We start from the raw sequence: 20,723 nt of genomic DNA, 5'->3' as shown, positions 1-20,723 counted from the left end.
CCCATGACTCAGATTCTCGGCCACAACTACATCGGCGGTCAGCGCAGTGCGGCGGGCGACGTGAAACTGCACAGCGTCGACGCCACCACCGGCGAACAGCTGCCTTACGCTTTCATCCAGGCCACGCAGCAGGAAGTCGAGGCCGCCGCCCAGGCGGCTGCCGCTGCGTACCCGGCGTATCGCAGCCTCAGCGCCGAACGCCGCGCGCAGTTTCTCGATGCGATTGCCGATGAACTGGATGCGCTGGGTGACGATTTCGTCGCCGTGGTCTGCCGCGAAACCGCGCTGCCGGCGGGGCGCATTCAGGGTGAGCGCGGGCGCACCAGCGGGCAGATGCGTTTGTTCGCCAAAGTCTTGCGCCGTGGTGATTTCTACGGCGCGCGGATCGACCTAGCGCTGCTGGATCGTCAGCCATTGCCGCGACCGGATCTGCGCCAATATCGCATCGGTCTCGGCCCGGTGGCGGTGTTCGGTGCAAGCAACTTTCCGCTGGCGTTTTCCACGGCGGGCGGTGATACGGCTTCGGCGCTGGCCGCCGGGTGCCCGGTGGTGTTCAAGGCGCACAGCGGTCACATGGCTACAGCAGAACTGGTCGCCGATGCACTGATTCGCGCCGCCGAAAAAACCGCGATGCCGGCTGGCGTGTTCAACATGATCTACGGCGGTGGCGTCGGCGAATGGCTGGTCAAGCATCCGGCGATTCAGGCGGTCGGCTTCACCGGTTCGCTCAGGGGCGGACGGGCGCTGTGCGACATGGCCGCAGCGCGGCCGCAACCGATTCCGGTGTTCGCCGAGATGTCGAGCATCAACCCGGTGATCGTCCTGCCACAGGCGCTGGCCGCGCGTTCGGAATCGATCGCCCGCGACCTGACTGCGTCGGTGGTGCAGGGCTGCGGTCAGTTTTGCACCAATCCCGGTCTGGTCATTGGTATTCGCTCGGCGCAATTCAGCGCCTTCGTGCAGCAAGTCGCCGGGTTGATCGGCGATCAACCGGCGCAGACCATGCTCAACGCCGGCACCCTCGGCAGCTACGGCAAAGGCGTGCAGAAGCTGTTGGCGCATCCCGGCATCGAACATCTGGCGGGTAACCCTCAGCAAGGCAATCAGGCCCAACCGCAACTGTTCAAGGCGGATGTCAGCCTGTTGATCGGTGGTGATGAAGTGCTGCAGGAAGAGGTATTCGGCCCGACCACGGTGATTGTCGAGGTGGCGGACAAGGCCGAGCTCAGCGCGGCGTTGCAGGGCCTGCATGGGCAACTGACGGCGACGATTATCGGCGAGCAGGCGGACTTCGAACGCTTCCCGGAACTGACGCCGTTGCTCGAGCAGAAGGTCGGACGGATTCTGCTCAATGGTTACCCGACCGGTGTCGAAGTGTGCGATTCGATGGTGCACGGTGGGCCGTATCCGGCGACGTCCGATGCGCGCGGAACGTCGGTGGGGACCCTGGCGATCGATCGTTTCCTGCGCCCGGTGTGCTTCCAGAACTACCCGGACAGCTTGCTGCCGGAGCCGCTGAAGAATGGCAATCCATTGCGCATCCAGCGTCTGGTCGACGGCAAGCCCTCGCGCGACGCGCTCTAAGCCCACCCCGATCCCCTGTAGGAGTGAGCCTGCTCGCGATAGCGGTTTCACATTCAACATCTTGGTTGGATGACACACCGCCATCGCGAGCAGGCTCACTCCTACAAGGGCCGGGCACGACAATGAGCTATCATTGGCCCTTTCCCCCCCTAAGAAAGACTGTTTGCCATGACTGCCCAAACCCTTCTCAACGCCCTCGAACATTGCGGCATGGTCGAAATCGATGGCCTGCATGCCTTCGAATTCGCCCTCGACGAAGACGACAACCTGCACATCGAATGCATCGACGGCCGAGCAGCCAAGCATTGGGAATTCACCCCGGCTGAGGTTGCGGCGGCGACGTTTGATGAAGACCTGCAGAGCTGGCTGATCATTGGTTATGCCAGCGACACCAAAACTACCGGCGAACACCGCTTGGTCTGCCTCGATGCCTTCGGCGGCAGCGACGACGAGGACGAAACCGATGAACATGCGTAAATTCTGGCCGCTGCTGATGGCCGGCAGCGTCGGTGCGATGGGCCTTTCCACGGCCTCTGCCGATAGCTTCCAGTTGTTGGTGGGCTCCTACACTGCGGGTACCAGCCAGGGCATCTATCGAATGAATTTCGACAGCGCCACCGGGCAGATCGACGCCAAGCCGCTGCAAGTGGTGAAAAGCGAAAATCCGTCGTGGCTGACCCTGTCCAAAGACCAACATCGGCTGTTCGTGGTCAACGAAAACGGCCCCGGCCAGAAGGACCCGGTCGGTCGCGTCAGCAGCTATTCGATTGATCCCAAGACCCACGCCCTGACCCTGATCAATCAGGTGCAGAGCCTGGGCAACGAGCCGACCCATTCGAGCCTGAGCGGCGATGCCAGCCATCTGTTCGTCAGCAACTATTCGGTGGTGGAAGATCCGGGCGGCACCCTCGCGGTGTTGCCGGTTGGTGCTGACGGCAAGCTCAAACCGGTGGTGCAGATGAGTGCGCATCCGGCGAGCCGGGTCAATCCCGAGCGTCAGGCATCCAACCACGTGCATTCGACGGTGTCTTCGCCGGACGGTCGCTACGTGTTCTCCAACGACCTCGGGGCGGACAAGGTCTTCATCTACCAGTTCGACCCGAAGGCCAACCCGGACCTGCCGCTGACCCCGGCGAAAACCGCTTCGGTATCGTTGCCGGCCGGCAGCGGTCCGCGTCATCTGTTGTTCAGTGCTGACGGCAAGCATGCCTGGCTGACCATGGAAATGAGCGCGCAGGTTGCGGTGTTCGACTACCACGATGGCGTGCTGACCCAGACGCAAATGGTCGATCTGGCGGCGGGTCAGCCAACATCGGACAAAGCCGCCGCCGCGCTGCATGCGTCGGCCGATGGCAAGTTCCTCTACGTCAGCAACCGTGGCACTGCCAATCAGATGCTGGTGTTCAGCATCGATCCGGCGACCGGCCAGCTCAAAGAGCTGCAAAAGCGTTCGGTAGAGGGCGATCACCCGCGTGAGTTCAGCCTCGATCCGAGTGGCAAATTCATGCTGATCGCCAACCAGAAGAGCAATGAAATTGTCGTCGTCGAGCGCGATGCCAAGACCGGTCTGCTCGGCAAAACCGTGCAAAAACTGCCGATGGACGCCCCCAGCGACCTGAAGTTTCTAGTGCGACAATAAGCCACAGGCCCCGGTTTACGGGGCCTGTCTCTTTGTATTAATCGCGCTGATATCCGGTAATGCTACAAAGCATTTCAAGCGATCAACCCTCGAGCGTTAAGTTTGCTTCACGGCCCAACCGGGCAAAGCAAGCCAACCGAACACGAGGGTTTCCGCCATGAACTTCAATCTCTTCTCCGTCATCGCCGCTTCCGCCATCTCCGCCACCGTAGTTCTGCCAGCCAGCGCCAACGTTGAAATCAACAGCAAAAAATCCCACACCCAGAGCTACACCCAGAAATACCTGCAACAGAGCGCCAACTTCTACGCCGCGCTGGATCACAAAGCCCAACACTGAAATACCCGACTTGCGCGACTCCCTGTAGGAGCTGCCGAAGGCTGCGATCTTTTGATCTTGTTTTGAAAAGCAAAATCAAAAGATCGCAGCCTTCGGCAGCTCCTACACGTAGGCGTGATCGAAAAATCTCTGCTCGATAGGTTTTCTCCAGCGCTGAGATAGACCGGCTAAATAATCAACCAAGCTGATGTTCACTATGGAAAACCCTGAGTGGTTGCTTCGGCTTTTTTGATCGATCCTGACGGCACTGAAACATGCCCACGGAGAACATCATGGCCAGTTCCATCATTACCTCAGCCAAGCGCGGCGCCTACCTGGCCATCGGTCTTTACCTGGCCCTGGTGTTGTTCGTCAGCATCGCCGCGCAGACTCAACACCACTTCGACGCGCCGATCCAGGTCGCACACCCCGGTATCCAGTTCGAACACCGCGCAGACAGCGTGCTGGTCGATCGGGCGGAACTCGCAGGGGTAGGCGGAGCATGAAAGGCTACAGACTCTGGGTCATCGCCGGTCTGGCACTGATGACCAATGGCGCTGCGTTACTCGGCTTCGGTCAGGGTTCGGTCGGCGCACTGGCACGGGCCATAGAGGCCAATCACACCATCGCGCACAACATCGAACGCGCAAATACCCTGGGGCTGATGGCCGGCAACCCACCGGTAAAAGTCTCGGCCGATTTTCTCGGCCCCTTCGAAGTGGATTGCATGGCACTCGGCATGTGCAACGCACTCGCCTAGACAACACGAACCTGTGGCGAGGGAGCTTGCTCCCGCTGGGTTGCGAAGCAGCCCCAAATCCTGCAGCCCCGATATTTCTGGTGTACCGAGTCTGAGGGGTTGCGACTGCTGCGCAGTCAGCGGGAGCAAGCTCCCTCGCCACGGGTGCTGTGTGAAGCGGGATTCAGAGTTACTTCTTCATGATCGCCGTAAACAGCTCGGATTCGAGCAAGCGCTGCAACCACGCCTGCAACCGCAGATAAGGCGTCTGCGCAAACCACTCGCGATCCACATGCGCAAACTGCCGCACGAACGGCAGCAACGCCACATCCGCCAGACTCAAGTGATCGGTCAGCAAGTAATCACGATCGGTCAGCAACTCCTCCAGCCGCTGCAAAAACAACGCCCCTTCAGCCCGATAAACCTCCATCGGCTGCTCGGGATAACGTTCGGCGTATTTGTAGCGATTCAAATGCACCTTGAATGCCTGATCGTTGGCTTCGATCAACTCGGCAATCCGTGGATCACCCCCCAGTAACCAACCCTGCGGATCATGCTGTGCCAACGCCCAGCGCATGATCTCCAGGCTCTCGTCGATCACCCGGCCATTCGCATCCAGCACCGGCACTGTGCCCTTGGGCGAGATCGCCAGCATCTCGGCGGGTTTGGCCTTGAGGCTGACTTCGACGATCTCCACCGGCACGCCCGAATAGCGCAGGGCCATCCGCGCCCGCATCGCATACGGGCAGCGGCGGAAGGAATACAGCGTGTTCATTTCACCTCCAGCGTGCTCAAGCCGTTGCCCTGGCGTTGTACCTGAATCTGCACCGGAATCCGTTCGTGCATTTCCTGCACGTGGGAAATCACCGCGACCTTGCGCCCCTGCGCCTGCAAGCCGTCGAGGGCGTCCATCGCCAGTTGCAGGGATTCCGGATCGAGGCTGCCGAAGCCTTCGTCGATAAACAGCGATTCGATCTTCAGCGTGCTCGAAGCCATCGATGCCAGTCCCAGCGCCAGCGCCAGCGACACCAGGAACGTTTCGCCGCCGGACAGCGAATGCACCGAGCGCAATTCATCGCCCATCTCGGTGTCCATCACCAGCAGGCCGAGCATGCTGCCACCGCGTTTCAGGCGATAACGTTTGACCAGTTGGCGCAACTGCACGTTGGCGTGATGCACCAGCAGGTCGAGGTTGTAGGCCTGGGCAATCTTGCGGAAGGTGTCGCCGGTGGCCGAGCCGATCAACGCATTCAGCCGCGCCCAGCGCTGATACTCGGCATAGGCGTCGGCGATCTGCTGCGCCAGCGCCTGATTGGCGTTTTGCCGACGCTGATCTTCAGCCTGTTCAGCGCGCAGTTCGGCGCATTGCTGCTCGCTGAGGTTGAACTGGTGTTGCAGCTCGGCGAGGGCGCTGGCCAGTTGCTCGGCGTCGAGATTGCCATTGTGCTGCGCCTGATGTTCGGCCAGACGCTGGTCACGCTCCTGCAGCAGCACCTTGGCCTGTTCAATGGTTTTTTCGTTGTGCTGCAAGCGCTGGCGCAGTTCGCTGACCTGCGCGTCATCGACGCGCAGCAGGTCTTCGAGGCCGCCGTCATCCAGCTCCGGATGACGCGCGCGCCAGTCGGCAATCTTCTGCGTCAACTCGTGGTCTTCGCTGTGCAGCGCCTGCAAGCGTTCTTGCTGCGCCTTGAGTTCGGCGCCAATCTGCACCCGTTGCGTACGCACGTCCTGCAGTTCCTGCGCCGTGCTGGTTTCGGCGTTGCGCGCCTGCTCCACGGCCTGTTCCAGTTGCTGCTGCCAGTGCTCAGCGCTGTGGTGCTCGCCCAGCAGTTGCGCGAGTTGTGCCTGGCAAGCCTGTTGCTGCTCGGCCAGCGCGCTGAACTGCTGCTCGGCGCTTTGCAGCTGCTGGACGCGGCTGAGCTGGCGGTCCTGTTCTTTCTCCAGTGTCTGCTGGCGTTGTTGCTGTTCGGCCAATTCTTCCTTTTGCTGCTCGACCTGCGCCAGGCGCTCGGCAATCTGCCGATCCAGCTGCATGAAGGTCGCTGCCGGTTCGATGCGCAAGGCTTCCAGGGTCTCGGCCGGCAGCAGGCTGGCGAACGCGGTGAGTTCTTCGTCGAGGCGCTGACGGTCGCTGCTCAGTTCGCGTTGTTGGTTGCTCAGGTGCTGCGCCGCTTGCTGATGTGCGGTTTCGGCATTGCGCAGTTGCTGGGTCAGGCGCGCTGCGTCCTGTTGCAGGGTGAGCAGGGCGCTCTGACGTTGTTCGTCCTGAGTGATGCTCTGGTTCAACTGATCGTTGTGTCGGGTCAGCCAGGCGTCGCGCTTGTCGGCGTCCTGATTGAGTAACTGAGCGGCCAGTGGATGCGCCTGCAGGCTCGGCGCCAGTGCCTGGAGCTGAGCATTCAATTGTTCCTGCTGTTGCAGCAGCTCCTTCTGCCGGGCGATCACGCCACCGACTTCGGCGCGCAGCTCGGTGAGTTTTTCCTTGAGCTGATCCACCGCTTGCTGGGCGCGGGCCTGCTCGGATTCATCATGACGACCAAGGCTTTGCAGCAGCGCTTCCGGCTGATGATACGGATGCTCGTTGCTGCCGCAGACCGGGCATGGCTGATCGTCCTGTAACTGTGCGCGCAGTTCTTCGACACTGGCGCTGCGGGCCAGACGCTGGCGTTCGAGCAGTTCGCGGGTGACGTTGAGGGTTTGTTCGGCGACGCTGAGCTCGGCTTTGCTTTTCACCCCGTCCTGCGTCAGGCGTTCGCGTTCCTGTTGCGCATCGAGCAAGCGTTGTTGCAACTCGGCGCCGCGTTTTTCCAGCTCTTGCTGGCTGGCCCAGAGCCGCGTCAGGTCTTCGATGGCGCGCAGCTGTTTGCGATTGTCCTGCAGCAGATTGCCGAGGATCCCGATCTGCTCGGCGACCGCATCCGGCTCGGCGCCGGCCTCTTTGAACAGCACTTCCAGTTGCTGCTTTTGCGTGGCCAGCGCTTCGGCGCTGTGCGCGGCGTGCTGTTCGAGGCTGGCGAGTTCGGCCTGCCCTTTGCTCAAGCGATTGCCGATCAGCATCAACTGTTGCAGGCGATCGCGGTAGGCATTCCACGCATCGCTCAGCGGCGCCAGATCGGCGCTCTGTTCCAGCTCGGCGGCGATTTTCTGCAGGCGTTCAGCGACTTCGGCCTGTTTCGCCTGCAACGCTTGAATGGCGCTCTGGCCTTGGGTGCACGCCTGTTCGGCAGACTGTCGGGCCTCGGCGCTGAGGGCGGTGTCCTTGGCGAGGCGGGCGAGGGTGCTTTGCTCCTCGAAAGCCTGACGCAGCAACGGCGCACTTTCGCTGTGCCGCTGCTGGGCGTCGCTCAGGGCGACTTTCGCCGCATCGAGCGCCTGTTCCAGTTGCGTCTGGCGTTCGCCGAGTTCGCCGTGTTGCTGGGTGTGCGCGGCAATCTGCGCCGCCAGCGGCGTCAGTTGCGCGTCGAGTTCAGACTTGCGCGCGAACTGATGACGTTGCGGCGCGAGTTGTTCCAGGCGCGTCAGCTTCAGGCGTTCGCCGGCCAGCGCTTCCCACTGTTGCTGCGCACTGTGCAGTTGTTCGGCAGCCGCTTGTTGCGCGTCCTGCAACTGGCGCAAATCCTTGAGCCAGCTGTGCTGCTGCTCCAGTTGCTTGAGCTGCGCCTGCTGCAACTTCAACTGTTGCTGGGCGGTATTGAAACGTTCGTCCAGTTCGGCCCGCGCCTCGGGCGCCAGCGGAGTGACGCCGGTGGCCTGATCCTGCAGCAGCTTGTGCGCTTCGCGGGCCTCTTTGGTCTTGTCGAACGCGCGGCGGCCGAGGCGGGTGTAGAGCGCGGTGTCGGTGAGTTTTTCCAGCAGTTCGCTGCGGTCGTTGTCGTCAGCCTTGAGAAACGCACTGAACTCGCTCTGGGCCAGCAGCACGGCGCGGGTGAACTGTTCGAAGTTCAGGCCCAGCGCGGCTTCCAACTGAGTCTTGTACTCACCTTTCTGGCTGGCGAGCAGCTGATCCTGATCGATATCGCGCAGGCTCTGCCGGCTGGCCTGCAACTTGCCGCCCGCCTTCTCGCGGGCGCGGTTGGCTTCCCAGCGCGCGCGATAACGCCGGCCATCGACGCCGACAAAATCTACCTCGGCATAACCTTCGCCGGTGCCACGGCGCAGCAAGGTGCGTGGGTCGCCGGTGGCGATTTCGCCGTCGGCGTCCGGGACCTTGGCGTCGCGACCGGTGTTGTTCAGACGCGGCACCGCGCCGAACAAAGCCAAGCACAAAGCGTCGAGCAGGGTGCTTTTGCCGGCCCCGGTCGGGCCAGTGATCGCAAACAGGCCAGCGCTGGCCAACGGCTCAGCGGTGAAATCAATTTCGAACGGCCCGGCCAGCGAGGCGAGGTTTTTCAGGCGAATGGCGAGAATCTTCATGGCTGCTCGCCCTCCAGTTGTACGTCCTGCAGCAGTTCGGCGAAGTCCTTGAGCGTCTGTTCGTCGACCTCGTTGCCGTAGTTGTCGAGCCAGGCGCGGCTGAACAATTCCTGTGGGGTGAGTTGGTCGAGTTCGATCAGCGCGGTGCCGTCCTCCACGCCGTCAGCGCCCCGGTTGCCGGCGTACTCGGCGGCGATCCGCACCAGGCGCACGGCTTTGCCTTGCAGGGCGCTTTCCACTTGGTGGCGCAGGTCGGGCTGCGGCTCGTCGAGGGTCACGCGAACTTCAAGCCACGGCTGGCGCTGGGTTTCGGCGAGCAGATCGATGTTTGGCAGGTCCGCCAGTTGCAGCAGGATCTCCGCCAGCGGCGCCGGACCGATCCGTTGCAGGTTGACCGAGCGCGGGATCAGTTTCGGCTCGACGCTGACCAGGGTTTCGCCGTCGAGGGTGATGTCGAGAATCTGGTGCTGATAACCGATCTCCGAGAACGACAACGGAATCGGCGAGCCGCTGTAGCGGATGCGTTCTTCACCGTTGACCTTCTGCGGCTTGTGCAAATGGCCGAGGGCAACATAGCTGATGCTAGGCCCGAACAGGCTGGCGGGCAGGGCTTCGGCATTGCCGATAATCAGGCTGCGCTCGGAGTCTTCCGACACCGAACCTCCGGCCATGTGCGCGTGGCTGATGGCGACCAGCGCCTGACCCGGTTGGCGCTTGGCATTGGCGGCTTCGATCAGCCATTCATGCACCTGACCGATGCCACGCAAATAATTGTCGCCCAGATGTGCACCGGTCACCTCTGCCGGGCGCAGGAACGGCAGCGCCAGGCACCACGCGGCGATTTCGCCCTGTGCGTTCGGCAGAGGCAGCAGCAGACGTTCGGCATCGAGCTGGCCGTCATCCAGCCACAACACCCGACCCAGCGCATGGGTGCGCAAACGGCGCATCAACGGCGCCGGCAGTTCGATGCGCGAGCCGGAATCGTGGTTGCCGGCGATCATCACGATGGTCAGCAATGGCTGCTGCTCGTGAGCGCTGACGATGAAGTCGTAGAGGCGTTCCTGGGCTTTGACCGGCGGATTGACCGTGTCGAAGATGTCCCCGGCAATCAGCAGCACATCCGGCTGCGCCAGTTGCATTTGGCGCAGCAGCCATTCGAGAAAGCACGCATGCTCGAAATCGCGCTCCTGGCCGTGCAGGTTTTGCCCAAGGTGCCAGTCGGAGGTGTGGAACAGACGCAAGGTGGACTCCGCTACATATAAAGAGGTGATGGCCGCGTGGAAATGAGCGGCGGCGAAAGAGGGGAGAGTTTACAGATAATTGCGGCGGGAGGGCTGGTCGGGGTATGGCGCGGCTGGGCATTACGGTGACGCCTGACAGCGGTTATCTGGTATTTGGCCATCATATTGATATCATTGGCGATAGATGCGGTACGCTTCCGCGTTTTAGAAAATTACCAACAGTTTCCGATGAGGCTGTGCTTCTAAAATGGCCATAAGACAAAGCTTGAACAGAAAAGGACGCTTCAGTAGTCATGCCAAAATTTGCTTGTGTCTGCGGTCATGTAATCAACCTGTCTTCGGGGACGTCCGATTTTGAGTTGTCTTTAGTCGCTGAGCAGAAGATAGATGAAATTGGCTGTGCGCTATCAAATCGTTGGCTGTCTGAAGACGAGTTCTACGAAACGATAGACCAAGGGGCTGTGACGGTTTATCGATGCCAGCCGTGCGGGCGGCTGCATGTGGATCAAGGTGGTGGACAGTTTTCTTCCTATATAAAGGAAGTAAGTTAGTCGTTTGAGTCTGGATGCTCGCAGTGAGCATTGTGGTTTTTTATGGGTGCTATGTTGTTTTTAGCTCGATATTAGATTCCCCAACAGGCTGTTTTAGAACGGTTGATCAAATGTGAACACGCTGTAATTGGCAAGTAATGTAACCAGTTTGGTTAGAGCAGTAATGTGGATGGCTCTGAGGAGACTCCGCATTTTCCCAGTCCCGAGGGTTGAAGAGTGATTACTGAAGATATCAAAATCGTCGAGGAAATTTTCCAGGTGGTCGAAGCAGGCATCGTCCATGGCTATGACGCGTTCCGATATGGTGTGGAGCTGGGAGAGGGTTATATAGAAACGGAGTTGGCCGTCGAGAAAGACGGGGTTGAGGACTGGAATGTTGAAACCGACATAAACGTGGCGAAAATTCTTCGTCTGGTGGACCAGTTACAGGCAAACGCCGTCAGCCGCGGTGAGCCCTGGAAATCTTTCGTTCTCTCCTATCGCGAAGGCGAACAAGTGAAAACGAAATTCAACTATTGATTCCGAATGTCTTCAGCCTTTTTTACCTAAAGCAAAATCAAGAGATCGCAGCCTGCGGCAGCTCCTACAGAGATATGTGTAGGAGCTGCCGCAGGCTGCGATCTTTTGCTTTTTACTTCGGATAAAGCGGCGGCAACCCACTGTCACCCACCGGGTCCTGCACCCGCTCTGCCGCCGGAATCGTGCGGATCGCCCGCCACAGATCTTCACCCTGCCAATGCTGTCCGGTCTCGCTGTAGAGCGCGCCGTTGAGGCCGTCGAGGGCGTCGGAAAGCGGCACAAACCGCGCCGCCATATCCGCCAGCGTCTCCGGCTGCTGCCGCGCCCACGCATCCAGTGCTTGCCGCGTCGCTTGCGGGTCATTCGCCTGGCTCGCCCGTTTGATGTCGTCCAGCAACGTGCGTGGGCTCGGGCCGGTTTGTGCGGCGCGGTGGATTGCCGGTTGCCAGCGCGCACGCCACCACAGGCCGAAGCCGAGCAGGGTGGTGCAGGCGAGGATCAGGGTGCTGAGTTTCCACCACCACAGCACATCGTTATCGACGGCGCTCGGTTGCAGGTTGCCGGCCGGGGTGTCGACCTGCAGGCTCGGGTTGTTCGCCACTTGCAGGGTGCGCGCCGGCAGGCTGGTGTGTTCCAGGTGATCTTCGAAGGTGTTCCACCAGACCACGTCGACGGTTGGCAACTCGATACTGCCGCTGCGGCTGGGCACCAGCGCTTCGCGTTCTTCACGGCTGCCGATCAGCCCGCGCTCGCCGCTCTGGTTGCTCAGCACCGGTTGATCCGGGTAGCGACGCAGGCCGGTGACCTCGGTGGCGGGCAGGGCGGGCAATTGTGAGCTGGCCAGGCCTTCGACTTTCAGGGTCAGGCTGCGGGTCAGGGAGTCGCCGACCTGGGTGTGATCCGGCTCCGGGTTCCAGCTTTCGCTCAGGCTCAGGCTGCGCGCGGGCAGCCACGGCGCATCGGCCGGGTAGGTCAGTGGTTTCGGTTTGACCGTCAGCGGGATTTCGGCGGAGTTGACGTGCAGCAGCTTGCCCGGTTTCGGCCCCTGGGCAGCGGCGTCCTGGCTGGGCTGGGTGTCGACCAGCGTGGCGCTGAAGGTTTGCGGGGCGATGGTCAGCAGGCCGCTGTGCTGCGGATAGATCGCGTAGCGCATCTCGATCACGCCATGGCGCACGCCGTTGATGTCTTTCTCGTAGGTGCGTGTGTCGCCCAGTTGCTCGATCCGCGCATCGTTGATTTGCAACGGGGTCAGGCTGCTGTCGTCGTACAGCGAGACGGAGTGGTAGATGCGCAGGGTCAGGATCGCCTGCGCCTGCACGTACACGCTGGTCTGGTCGAGGCTGGCCTCGATGAACACCGGGGCCGGGTTGTTTTTCTCTTCGCGGGTGTCGCTCTCGACCACTTGCAAGGTGATCGGCTGGCTCTGCACATCACCCAGTTGCAGCGCCGGGATGACCACGCTGCCGTTCTCTTTCGGCAGCAGGGTGATGATCCAGCGCGTGGTGGCGCGGTTGTCGCCACTGAGGGTGTTCAACTGGTTGACCTGGCGGGTACCGCGCACCTCGAACAAAGGGTCCAGCGGGGTCAGGTCGGGTTTGCCGAACTGCGTGACGTCGTTGGTTTCGAGGGTGAGTTCGACCGTCTCGCCGGAGTTCAGGCGACTGCGATCCACGCTGGCCGTCAGCTCGGCCGCGTGGGCGGTGGCCGTGCAGATCAGCAGGGGCAGCAACAGAGCGGTGAAACGGGTCATCGAGTTTTTTCCTGATCCTGATGTTGTTGCTGTTCGTACCAGAATTTGCGTCGCAGCAATTCCCCGGGATTGTCCGGAATCTTGCCCAGCCATTGTTCCAGTGCCTGACGTTGCTCGCCTTCGAGGTTGTCTTCGCTCGGGCGCAGCGTCGGCACGGTGTCCGTTTCTTCCGCCTCATCAATGCCCGGCACTTCGTTGGGGCCTGGCTGCGGCGGGGTGGTCGGCGGCGGTTCGCTGGCCGACTCGGCCGGTTGCGCCTCGCTCTGGGTTTCACTGTTGGCCGTCGGTGGCGGTGCGGTCGCGGGCGGCGGTTCATCGCCGGGCAGGCTCTGTCCGCTGGGCTTGCTTTCCGGCTCGGCGGGCGGCGGGGTGTTTTTCTGCTTCAGCAGGTTTTCCACCAGGGCCTTGTTGGTCAGCGCCGGGCGCAGGTCCGGTTGCAGTTCCAGCGCCTGTTCATAGGCATCAATGGCCGCTTCCAGCTCACCGCTTTTCGCCAGGGCGTTGCCACGATTGTAGTGAGCGCGGGCGTCGCTGCCCTCGGCAAAACGCTGAGCGGCGCCACTGTAATCGCCGGCCTCGTACAACGCCACCCCTTGCCACTGGTGATCTGCGAAGTGTTGGGCCGCTTCGGCCGGGCGTTTCTGCTTGAGCAAGTGCAGGCCCTGTTGGTCAGGGCGCAGCCACAGGTCTTCGAAGTCAAAAGCGTAGCTCGGCTGCGGCAGGCACAGCAGCAGCGGCAGGCAGAACAACCAGCCACGCCGTCCGGCGCAGGCAGCCAGCAGCAACAGCGGCAACAATAGCCAGTAACCCTGATCGGCCCAGGTGTCGAGGCGCACGGTCTGGCCATCGTCGCGCAGGCTGCGCGGGCCGTCGAGCAGGCCGAGCGCACGCAGGTCGGTTTCGTCCAGCCGCGCGCTGTGGTATTCGCCGCCGACGCTGGCGAGAAACGCGCCGAGGCTCGGGCTGTCGAGTTGCGGCACGCGGATCGCGCCTTGTTCGTCCTTGAGGAAACTGCCGTCCTCCTGGGCAATCGGCGCACCTTCGGCGGTGCCGACGCCGAGCATCAGCAGTTGCGCCGATTGCTGACCGAGGGCGCGGCGAATGCCTTGGCGTTCTTCTTCCGTCAGCGACGAACCGATCAGCAGAATCCGCCCCTGACCGAGCGCGCCTTGCTTGAGCAACGCCAGCGCCTTGCTCACGCCGAGGTCGGCGCGGTGGCCGCTTTCCGGCATCAGCGACGGCTTGAGGGCGTCGAGCAGATTGCGACTGGTCGCCAGGTCATCCGACAGCGGCACCAGCGTGTGCGCGCTGCCGGCGTAGACGACGATCGCTGTCTGCGCATCGCTGCGTGCCTGCAACAGGTCGAACAGCTTGCGCCGGGCCTGTTCCAGTCGGGTGGGCGGTGAGTCGGTGGCGAGCATTTCCGGGGTCAGCTCCAGCACCACCACCAACGGGTCGGCAGGTTTCTGGCTGGTCTGTTCGACGCGCTCCCAGCTCGGCCCGAGCAGCGCGACGAGGGTCAGCAGCCAGGCGACGCCGAGGGCGACCCACGGCAGCTTGCTGTCGCGGCCGTTGCCGCCGCTGAGCAGCGTTGCGTGGAACGCCGGCGGCAGAATCATCTGCCAGCGCCCGGCGCGTTTCTGTCGGTGCCAGAGCTGCCAGAGCAGCCAGCCCATCAGCGGCAGCAACAACAGCCACCACGGGCGGAACCAGTGCGGCCAGAGCGCGATCATCGGCGCCTCCGCAGACGCAGGCGTTTGAGACGCTCACGCCAGTCAGGCAGCGGACTTTGCAGATACAGCTCCTTGGTGAACAGGCGTTGCAGCGGGTTGTCCGGCCACAATTCGCGGACGACCAGCAACAGGCTCAGCAACAAGGCCAACGCCAGCGGCCACTGATACAAGGCTTGCGCCGGGCGCGCCTGGGTCGGTTGCTGGGTCACCGGTTCGAGTTGATCGAGGGTGTCCTTGATCGCTTGCAGCTCCTTGCCGTCGTGAGCACGGAAATATTGACCGCCGGTGGCAGCCGCAATCGCCTTGAGTGCCGGTTCGTCGAGGTCAAGGCTCGGATTGACCCCAAGCAGGCCGGTGCTGCCGCTGTCTTCCGGGTCGGCACCGATGCCGATCGGGTAGATTTTCACCCCTTCGCTGGCCGCGAGTCGGGCTGCAGTCAGCGGATCGATTTCGCCGCCGTTGTTGGCGCCGTCGGTGACCAGAATCAACACCCGGCTTTGTGCCGGACGCATGCGCAGGCGTTTCAGTGCGAGGCCGATTGCATCGCCAATCGCGGTGTTTTTGCCGGCGATGCCGATGCGCGCTTCATCGAGCCAGACGCGCACGGTGTGGCGGTCGAATGTCAGCGGTGCCTGCAGATAGGCCTGACTGCCGAACAGGATCAAACCTACCCGGTCGCCGTCGCGGCTTTCAAGAAAGTCGCCGAGCAGGTGCTGGACCAGCGACAAGCGGCTGACGTCCTCGTCCTGCCACTGCATGTCGGGGAAATCCATCGAGCCGGACACGTCCACTGCCACCAGCAGATCACGCCCGCTGGCGGCAATCGGCAGTGGTTCGCCGAGCCATTGCGGGCGTGCGGCGGCGCTCAACAGCAACAGCCACAGCAACAGGAACGGTGCTTGCTGACGCCACGCCGGCAAGTTGGCCCGGGCGCGTCGACGAGCAAGGCCTTCAAGGTCGGAAAGGAAACTCACGCGTAACGCCGGCTCGCCGCTGTCGGCCACCGGCAGCGCCAGGCGCATCAGCCATGGCAGCGGCAGCAGGACAAAGATCCACGGCCAGGCGAACTCAAACATGTTTGCGAATCCAGGTTTCAACGGCTTGGGTCAGGCCGGCGATGGCTTTGTCGTCGAGTTTGCATTCGGGCTTGTAGGCGCCTTCGACCAGCACCATCCAGCGCGTCAGGCCGGCGGCCGGGCAACGGTTGTCGAGAAACGCCAGCCATTTGCGGCCATTGAGTGTGTGGCTCTGGCTGTAGGGGTAATGGTTGCGACACAGGCGCTTGAGCAGGCCGTTGAGCTGCTGCAGCCAGGCCCCGGCCGGTGCGCCGTCGTAGGGCTTGGGCATTTGTGCCAGTTCGGCCAGCGCAGCGATGCGCACCGGGTCCAGCGGCTGTTCGGCGCGCATGATCGGGCGTTTGCGGGTCGGAATGAAGCGGCGCAAACGCCACGCGGCGAAGCAGAGCAGCGGCAGCAATAACAGCAGCAGCCACCAACCCGGCGCCGGTGGCCAGAAATCGATTGGCGGCGGGGAGATCAGCGGTTGCAGTTGCTCGAGGCCGTTCATCGGCTGCTCCCCGGGCGCTGCGGATTGAGGAACTCGCGCATCTGCTCGACCATTTCACTTTGCGTGCTCAATGGCATCAGCAGCACCCGCAGTTTTTGCGCGAGCAATTCCCAGTGGGCGATACGGGCTTCCGCCTGAGCGCGATAGGTCTGGCGCAGGTCGAAATTCAGCGTGTCGAGTTCCAGTTGGGCGCCGCGTTCCGCAAACCTCAAAAGTCCGGCGGCAGGCAGCGCGTGATCCAGCGGATCGGACAGCGGCAACAGCAACAGATCGCAATGACGCGACAGCAGGCTCAGTTGCTGCTCGGCGCTGTCGGTCAGCGCCCGCTCATCGCAGATCACGATGACCAGACTGCCCGGGCGCAAAACTTCCCGCGCCCGGCGCAGGGCCGCGCCGAGGGCGTCACGGTCCGGCTCGCGTTCGCTGTGCAGCGACTGATTGACCTTCACCAGACGGTTGAGCAACTGCAACAGGCTCTGTTTGCTGCGGCGCGGTTTGATTTCGTAATGCTCGTTGTCGCCGAACACCAGCCCGCCAACGCGGTCGTTATGGCCGAGCGCGGCCCAACCGATCAGCGCCGCCGCTTGCGCCGCCAGCACCGATTTGAACATCAGCCCGGAGCCGAAAAACAGCCGCGTGCTTTGCTCGACCATGATGAAAATCGGCCGTTCGCGTTCTTCATGGAACAGCTTGGTGTGCGGCTCCTGGGTGCGCGCGGTCACGCGCCAGTCGATGGTGCGCACGTCGTCGCCGGCCTGATAGACCCGCACCTGATCGAAGTCGACCCCGCGCCCGCGAAATTTCGAGTGATGCAGGCCGATCAGCGGGCTGCGCTGGCTCGGTGTGGAAAACAGCTGCACTTCGCGCACACGGTGGCGCATCTCGATCAGGTCGGTGAGGCTGATGCGGATGCCCGGTTCGGACGGCAGGGGGGCGTTCATGGGGGTCAAGCGACGGCTACGACGTCGAGAATCCGCTGCACCACCCGGTCCTGATCGATGCCGGCCGCTTCGGCTTCAAACGACAGAATGATGCGGTGACGCAACACGTCAAACAGCACCGCCTGAATGTCTTCGGGGCTGACGAAGTCGCGTCCGGCCAGCCAGGCGTGGGCACGGGCGCAGCGGTCGAGGGCGATGGAGCCGCGCGGGCTGGCGCCATAGGCGATCCACTCGGCCATTTCCGGGTCGAACTTGGCCGGCGTGCGCGTGGCCATGACCAGTTGCACCAGGTATTCCTCCACGGCGTCGGCCATGTACAGACCGAGGATTTCCTTGCGTGCGGCGAAGATTGCCTGCTGGCTGACCCGGCGCTCGGGCTTGGTCTCGCCATTCAGCGCTTCGCCACGCGCCTGCTGGAGGATGCGGCGTTCGACGGCGGCGTCCGGGAAACCGATTTTGACGTGCATCAGGAAGCGGTCGAGCTGCGCTTCCGGCAGCGGATAGGTGCCTTCCTGCTCGATCGGGTTCTGCGTGGCCATTACCAGAAATAGCGGCGACAACTCATAGGTGCTGCGCCCGACGCTGACCTGACGTTCGGCCATGGCTTCGAGCAGCGCCGATTGCACCTTGGCCGGGGCACGGTTGATTTCGTCCGCCAGCACCAGGTTGTGGAAGATCGGGCCTTGCTGGAACACGAAACTGCCGGTTTCCGGGCGATAGATCTCGGTGCCGGTGATGTCGGCGGGCAGCAGGTCCGGGGTGAACTGGATGCGATGGAACTGGGCTTCGATGCCCTCGGCGAGTTCTTTGATCGCTTTGGTCTTGGCCAGACCCGGAGCGCCCTCGACCAGCATATGGCCGTCGGCGAGCAGGGCGATGAGCAGGCGCTCGATGAGTTTTTCCTGGCCGAGAATCTGCGTTGAAAGAAAGGTTCGCAGCGCCAGCAGCGCTTCACGATGTTCCATCGGTGACTGTTCCTGGAAAGGGTGGCCGCAAGCGTTCGGATAACGCCGGGGCTGGGGGCGTTACTTTAATCCATCGAGGGGGGTGGCGACTAACGGCATTTTGCGCAAAGTGCGGGAAATGACTGGGGGATTTGTTGGAATTTTGTAGCCGGGGGAGTGATTGGTTGCTTGTGCTGGCCCCATCGCGAGCAGGCTCACTCCTACAATGGATCGTCGTACACCGACCTGTAGGAGTGAGCCTGCTCGCGATAGAGCCAGTCCGGACACCATCAAACTTCGTTAATGAAGGTACCCGTCCCGTCGAGGATATTCGTCAAGGTCTCGACAACCTCATCCATATCCACCATATCCGGATTGAAGCTGATCTCCAGCACATCATCCCCATTCAGCGCATCGGCATCCGTCGCGGCAATCTCGATCTTCAGCAGGGTCTTGCTCAGGGTGACTTTCACCCCGTCGAGGGTCGAAGGCTCGCCGTCCAGGGTGATCTCCAGCTCATCCTCGTCCGGGTAGCGGGTCATCAGGAACATATCGCCCTTGTCGCTGTGGCAGCAGAGCATGGCCATGTTGTCTTCTTCGTCGTCGCACGGGTTGACGATCAGTAGGGCGGTGGTCATTTGCATGGGGAATTCCTGCCTCGACGGGCGTGTTGGTCGCAATTGGGCGCGATTCTGCCAGCCCGGGACGATTTCCGCTGCTACATCTTGGCAACCTGAGGTTGGAGGTTAAATGCGCATTATTGAAATGGTGAATGAAGCAGGAGTATTCCGAGGGTGTTTTCTGCTTGATGTGTCTGAAAGATCCGACGCCATGGTAAGGAAAAAGTCGTGGTAGACGTTTTTTGGGTTTTTACGGAAATTCGCTTGTTTTCGCGTCATTTTTGCCACTATGTTTACATTCGAACGCAAAGGAGTGCGCAGACCAAAACTGAGAAAAAGGAACGTTGAATTGAATCAATATTTCGAGTGGGCCGAGGAAGTGCGGCATCTGTCCGAAGAGCAGATCGAGCAGATTTACGAGCGCTATCTGAACGGCGAGAAAAGTGCCGAATTGATGGCCGAGTTCCAGATCCCCGCCACTGTTCGCAGTTTGCTGAAGGTGTTGCCGCCGATTGTCAGTCGGGAGCTGACCTGCCCCTACTGCGACCTGCCGATGTGGGTTCGTCGACACGCAAAGGGGACGCCGGTCTCACTACGCAAACCGTTTCAATGCATCAGTTGCGAGCATCAGCATCTCCCGCCCGGTCCGGGGCGGCGCGCACCTTGTACCTGCAGAGAGTGCAGGAAAGTCCGTCAGCAGCAAATAGCCGCTCAGGCCGAGCGGGACCGTATCGAGCTTGAGTTGCGATACGGCGCGCCTTGTCCTCCGGTGCCTTATGCATCACTGAAGTTTGTTCAGAAACTGACATTGCTGGCCTTGCTTGATGACGGCACAGCGGCGAATGTGGAATGGATTGCGCCCGTCGGCGCCGCCTCACGCAGTGAGTTCCTCGCGCCAACCAGCGAACTGTGTGAGCAATGGGTCAAAGAGCTCCATGAGGCAAGGGTCTTGCGAGTCGAAACGGATTCGGACATCAAGGCGTTCGACAGGGCTGACGGCTGCCGAATCATCGATTACGCGGCCGTGCATTGGCTCCCCAACGTGGCACTGCAGCCCGGCCAGCGCTGCTCGCGCGCCAACCTGTACCTTGCGCTGTACCAAGAGTTGTCCGACGGCGTACAGCCAGCGTGGAAAAGCGAGCTATACACGCTGATCTTCGACATGGCCCGGGAGGAGTCGATCCAATACGTTCGCATCCTGGCCAATGAAGTGAGTTTTACCTTCACCGCCGAGTCTCGTGCCGAAACCATTGTCGGTCAGCTGTTGCAGGACTTCTCCGTGAGCCAGATCTTTTACTTCGCCAGGCTGGCGGTGAAGAACGCGGCACATTTTTTCGCCACCGGTCAGTCAAAAGGGCGCAATCATGCGGCCAACACCATTCCAGGCAACATGCTTGGTACTGCGCAGGACGCGCTGACACGCAACTGGCGCAAGAACGCACATCGCGATTCTCGAGTGCCGCAGTCGGCGCTGCATCGGCTGTTGTACGACGTGGTGCTCAAGGACAGCGGTGCGGGCTTTTCCAAGGCGCCGGGCGTCTACTGGCGCGATGAGCTGGTCCCGCAGTTCTTCTCCCGCGCAGCGCACGAGAGCGGCCTGCTCGATCTTTCGCAAATGTTCTGCCGAGAGTGCGACTCTCCAAACATTGATGCCAGCATGAACAAGCTGGTGGTGAAAACCATGTGTTACGACTGCGCCACGATCAGCAGATTCAAAGCCTACGAAGAGTTGCCGGACTGATTCGTATCAAGGCCTTGTGCTGAACCTGATGCCACGCTCCGGGTCGATAGATCGGCCAGGAGCGTTTTCGTATCTGAATATGTAACGCCACGAACGCGGCTTTTGGTACAAGGGTGCCGTAAACCGGGGATTCAAACCGCCGTTTTCCGCCATGACTGCTAGTGTTTATCGGTGCCAAATCCTTTGTTTACGTGCCAATGACCGAATATGTCGCAGCACCGCAAGCAGACACATTGTCGCACCCATTAAGCTGCGCAACGGATGAGCACCCGTAAAGGCATTGTCGGCAGCCCCGACAGTCGTTTTTGCAGATGCCCATTCAATGGAAGGTGAATGTGACCTGAGTGTCTCGTCCAGCTTCACCCACCTGTCCCCCTGTTTCCTCTGCCCGAGAATCAGGAGCAGGGCGACACAAGCCCCGAAAGG

General features: G+C 61.6%; 18 protein-coding genes. 8 read left to right on the top strand and 10 right to left on the bottom strand.

The features are described 5' to 3' along the window. The first annotated feature begins 3 nt into the window (after positions 1-3). The 6 genes from J5M57_RS00155 to J5M57_RS00130 all read left to right on the top strand — a co-directional run bounded on the left by J5M57_RS00155 (position 4) and on the right by J5M57_RS00130 (position 4,299). A complete protein-coding gene (locus J5M57_RS00155) occupies positions 4-1,584 on the top strand; it encodes an aldehyde dehydrogenase (NADP(+)) (protein WP_207849734.1) in 1,581 nt (526 codons plus the stop codon). Positions 1,585-1,752: 168 nt separating this feature from the next. Then, entirely contained in the window at positions 1,753-2,061 is a 309-nt protein-coding gene (locus J5M57_RS00150; RefSeq protein WP_207849733.1) for a DUF5629 family protein, read from the top strand. Beyond that, a complete protein-coding gene (locus tag J5M57_RS00145) occupies positions 2,048-3,223 on the top strand; it encodes a lactonase family protein (RefSeq protein ID WP_207849732.1) in 1,176 nt (391 codons plus the stop codon). Before J5M57_RS00150 ends, J5M57_RS00145 begins: the two co-directional genes overlap by 14 nt. Positions 3,224-3,380: 157 nt before the next feature. Then, positions 3,381-3,560 (top strand): hypothetical protein, encoded by a 180-nt coding sequence (locus tag J5M57_RS00140; protein WP_007917967.1) that lies wholly within the window; start codon positions 3,381-3,383, stop codon positions 3,558-3,560. A gap of 272 nt (positions 3,561-3,832) precedes the next feature. Next, on the top strand, positions 3,833-4,045 hold the full coding sequence (locus tag J5M57_RS00135) for a hypothetical protein (RefSeq protein ID WP_207849731.1): 213 nt from the start codon (positions 3,833-3,835) through the stop codon (positions 4,043-4,045). Then, the gene (locus tag J5M57_RS00130) at positions 4,042-4,299 is read left to right on the top strand and encodes a hypothetical protein (protein ID WP_083368875.1); all 258 of its coding nucleotides are present in this window, start codon (positions 4,042-4,044) and stop codon (positions 4,297-4,299) included. Before J5M57_RS00135 ends, J5M57_RS00130 begins: the two co-directional genes overlap by 4 nt. 169 nt (positions 4,300-4,468) lie before the next feature. Here J5M57_RS00130 and J5M57_RS00125 read toward each other — a convergent pair whose 3' ends face one another. From J5M57_RS00125 to J5M57_RS00115, 3 genes are read right to left on the bottom strand one after another with little or no spacing between them, the layout of a single operon-like run. After that, positions 4,469-5,053 (bottom strand): glutathione S-transferase, encoded by a 585-nt coding sequence (locus J5M57_RS00125; RefSeq protein WP_064587865.1) that lies wholly within the window; start codon positions 5,051-5,053, stop codon positions 4,469-4,471. After that, positions 5,050-8,691, bottom strand: coding sequence for an AAA family ATPase (locus J5M57_RS00120; protein WP_207849730.1), 3,642 nt, complete (start codon positions 8,689-8,691; stop codon positions 5,050-5,052). The genes J5M57_RS00125 and J5M57_RS00120 overlap by 4 nt, the downstream gene beginning before the upstream one ends. Beyond that, positions 8,688-9,932 (bottom strand): exonuclease SbcCD subunit D C-terminal domain-containing protein, encoded by a 1,245-nt coding sequence (locus tag J5M57_RS00115; protein WP_207849729.1) that lies wholly within the window; start codon positions 9,930-9,932, stop codon positions 8,688-8,690. The genes J5M57_RS00120 and J5M57_RS00115 overlap by 4 nt, the downstream gene beginning before the upstream one ends. Positions 9,933-10,699: 767 nt before the next feature. Between J5M57_RS00115 and J5M57_RS00110 the strand changes: the two genes are divergently transcribed. Then, positions 10,700-11,002, top strand: coding sequence for a hypothetical protein (locus tag J5M57_RS00110; RefSeq protein ID WP_064587862.1), 303 nt, complete (start codon positions 10,700-10,702; stop codon positions 11,000-11,002). A gap of 112 nt (positions 11,003-11,114) precedes the next feature. On the opposite strand, the gene J5M57_RS00105 is transcribed toward J5M57_RS00110, so the two are convergent. From J5M57_RS00105 to J5M57_RS00075, 7 genes are all read right to left on the bottom strand, one after another. Further along, positions 11,115-12,752, bottom strand: coding sequence for a BatD family protein (locus J5M57_RS00105; protein WP_207849728.1), 1,638 nt, complete (start codon positions 12,750-12,752; stop codon positions 11,115-11,117). After that, positions 12,749-14,485: a tetratricopeptide repeat protein gene (locus J5M57_RS00100; RefSeq protein ID WP_207849727.1), complete on the bottom strand. Its 1,737-nt coding sequence runs from the start codon at positions 14,483-14,485 to the stop codon at positions 12,749-12,751. Before J5M57_RS00100 ends, J5M57_RS00105 begins: the two co-directional genes overlap by 4 nt. Next, on the bottom strand, positions 14,482-15,561 hold the full coding sequence (locus J5M57_RS00095) for a VWA domain-containing protein (protein ID WP_207849726.1): 1,080 nt from the start codon (positions 15,559-15,561) through the stop codon (positions 14,482-14,484). Before J5M57_RS00095 ends, J5M57_RS00100 begins: the two co-directional genes overlap by 4 nt. Next, complete coding sequence (locus tag J5M57_RS00090) at positions 15,554-16,051, bottom strand: DUF4381 domain-containing protein (RefSeq protein WP_207849725.1); 498 nt, start codon at positions 16,049-16,051, stop codon at positions 15,554-15,556. The genes J5M57_RS00095 and J5M57_RS00090 overlap by 8 nt, the downstream gene beginning before the upstream one ends. After that, the gene (locus tag J5M57_RS00085) at positions 16,048-16,992 is read right to left on the bottom strand and encodes a DUF58 domain-containing protein (RefSeq protein WP_207849724.1); all 945 of its coding nucleotides are present in this window, start codon (positions 16,990-16,992) and stop codon (positions 16,048-16,050) included. Before J5M57_RS00085 ends, J5M57_RS00090 begins: the two co-directional genes overlap by 4 nt. A gap of 5 nt (positions 16,993-16,997) precedes the next feature. Continuing rightward, positions 16,998-17,957, bottom strand: a complete 960-nt coding sequence (locus J5M57_RS00080) for a MoxR family ATPase (protein ID WP_003218556.1) — start codon at positions 17,955-17,957, stop codon at positions 16,998-17,000. Positions 17,958-18,226: 269 nt separating this feature from the next. After that, complete coding sequence (locus J5M57_RS00075) at positions 18,227-18,580, bottom strand: hypothetical protein (protein ID WP_169841473.1); 354 nt, start codon at positions 18,578-18,580, stop codon at positions 18,227-18,229. A 325-nt stretch (positions 18,581-18,905) separates the two neighbouring features. Here J5M57_RS00075 and J5M57_RS00070 point away from each other — a divergent pair, with 325 nt between their 5' ends. Beyond that, complete coding sequence (locus J5M57_RS00070; RefSeq protein WP_207849723.1) at positions 18,906-20,297, top strand: hypothetical protein; 1,392 nt, start codon at positions 18,906-18,908, stop codon at positions 20,295-20,297. The last annotated feature ends 426 nt before the right edge of the window (positions 20,298-20,723 follow it).

Source organism: Pseudomonas sp. 86_A, from assembly GCF_017491705.1.
Classification (GTDB): domain Bacteria; phylum Pseudomonadota; class Gammaproteobacteria; order Pseudomonadales; family Pseudomonadaceae; genus Aquipseudomonas; species Aquipseudomonas koreensis.
This window is presented reverse-complemented; position numbering and strand designations above follow the sequence as displayed.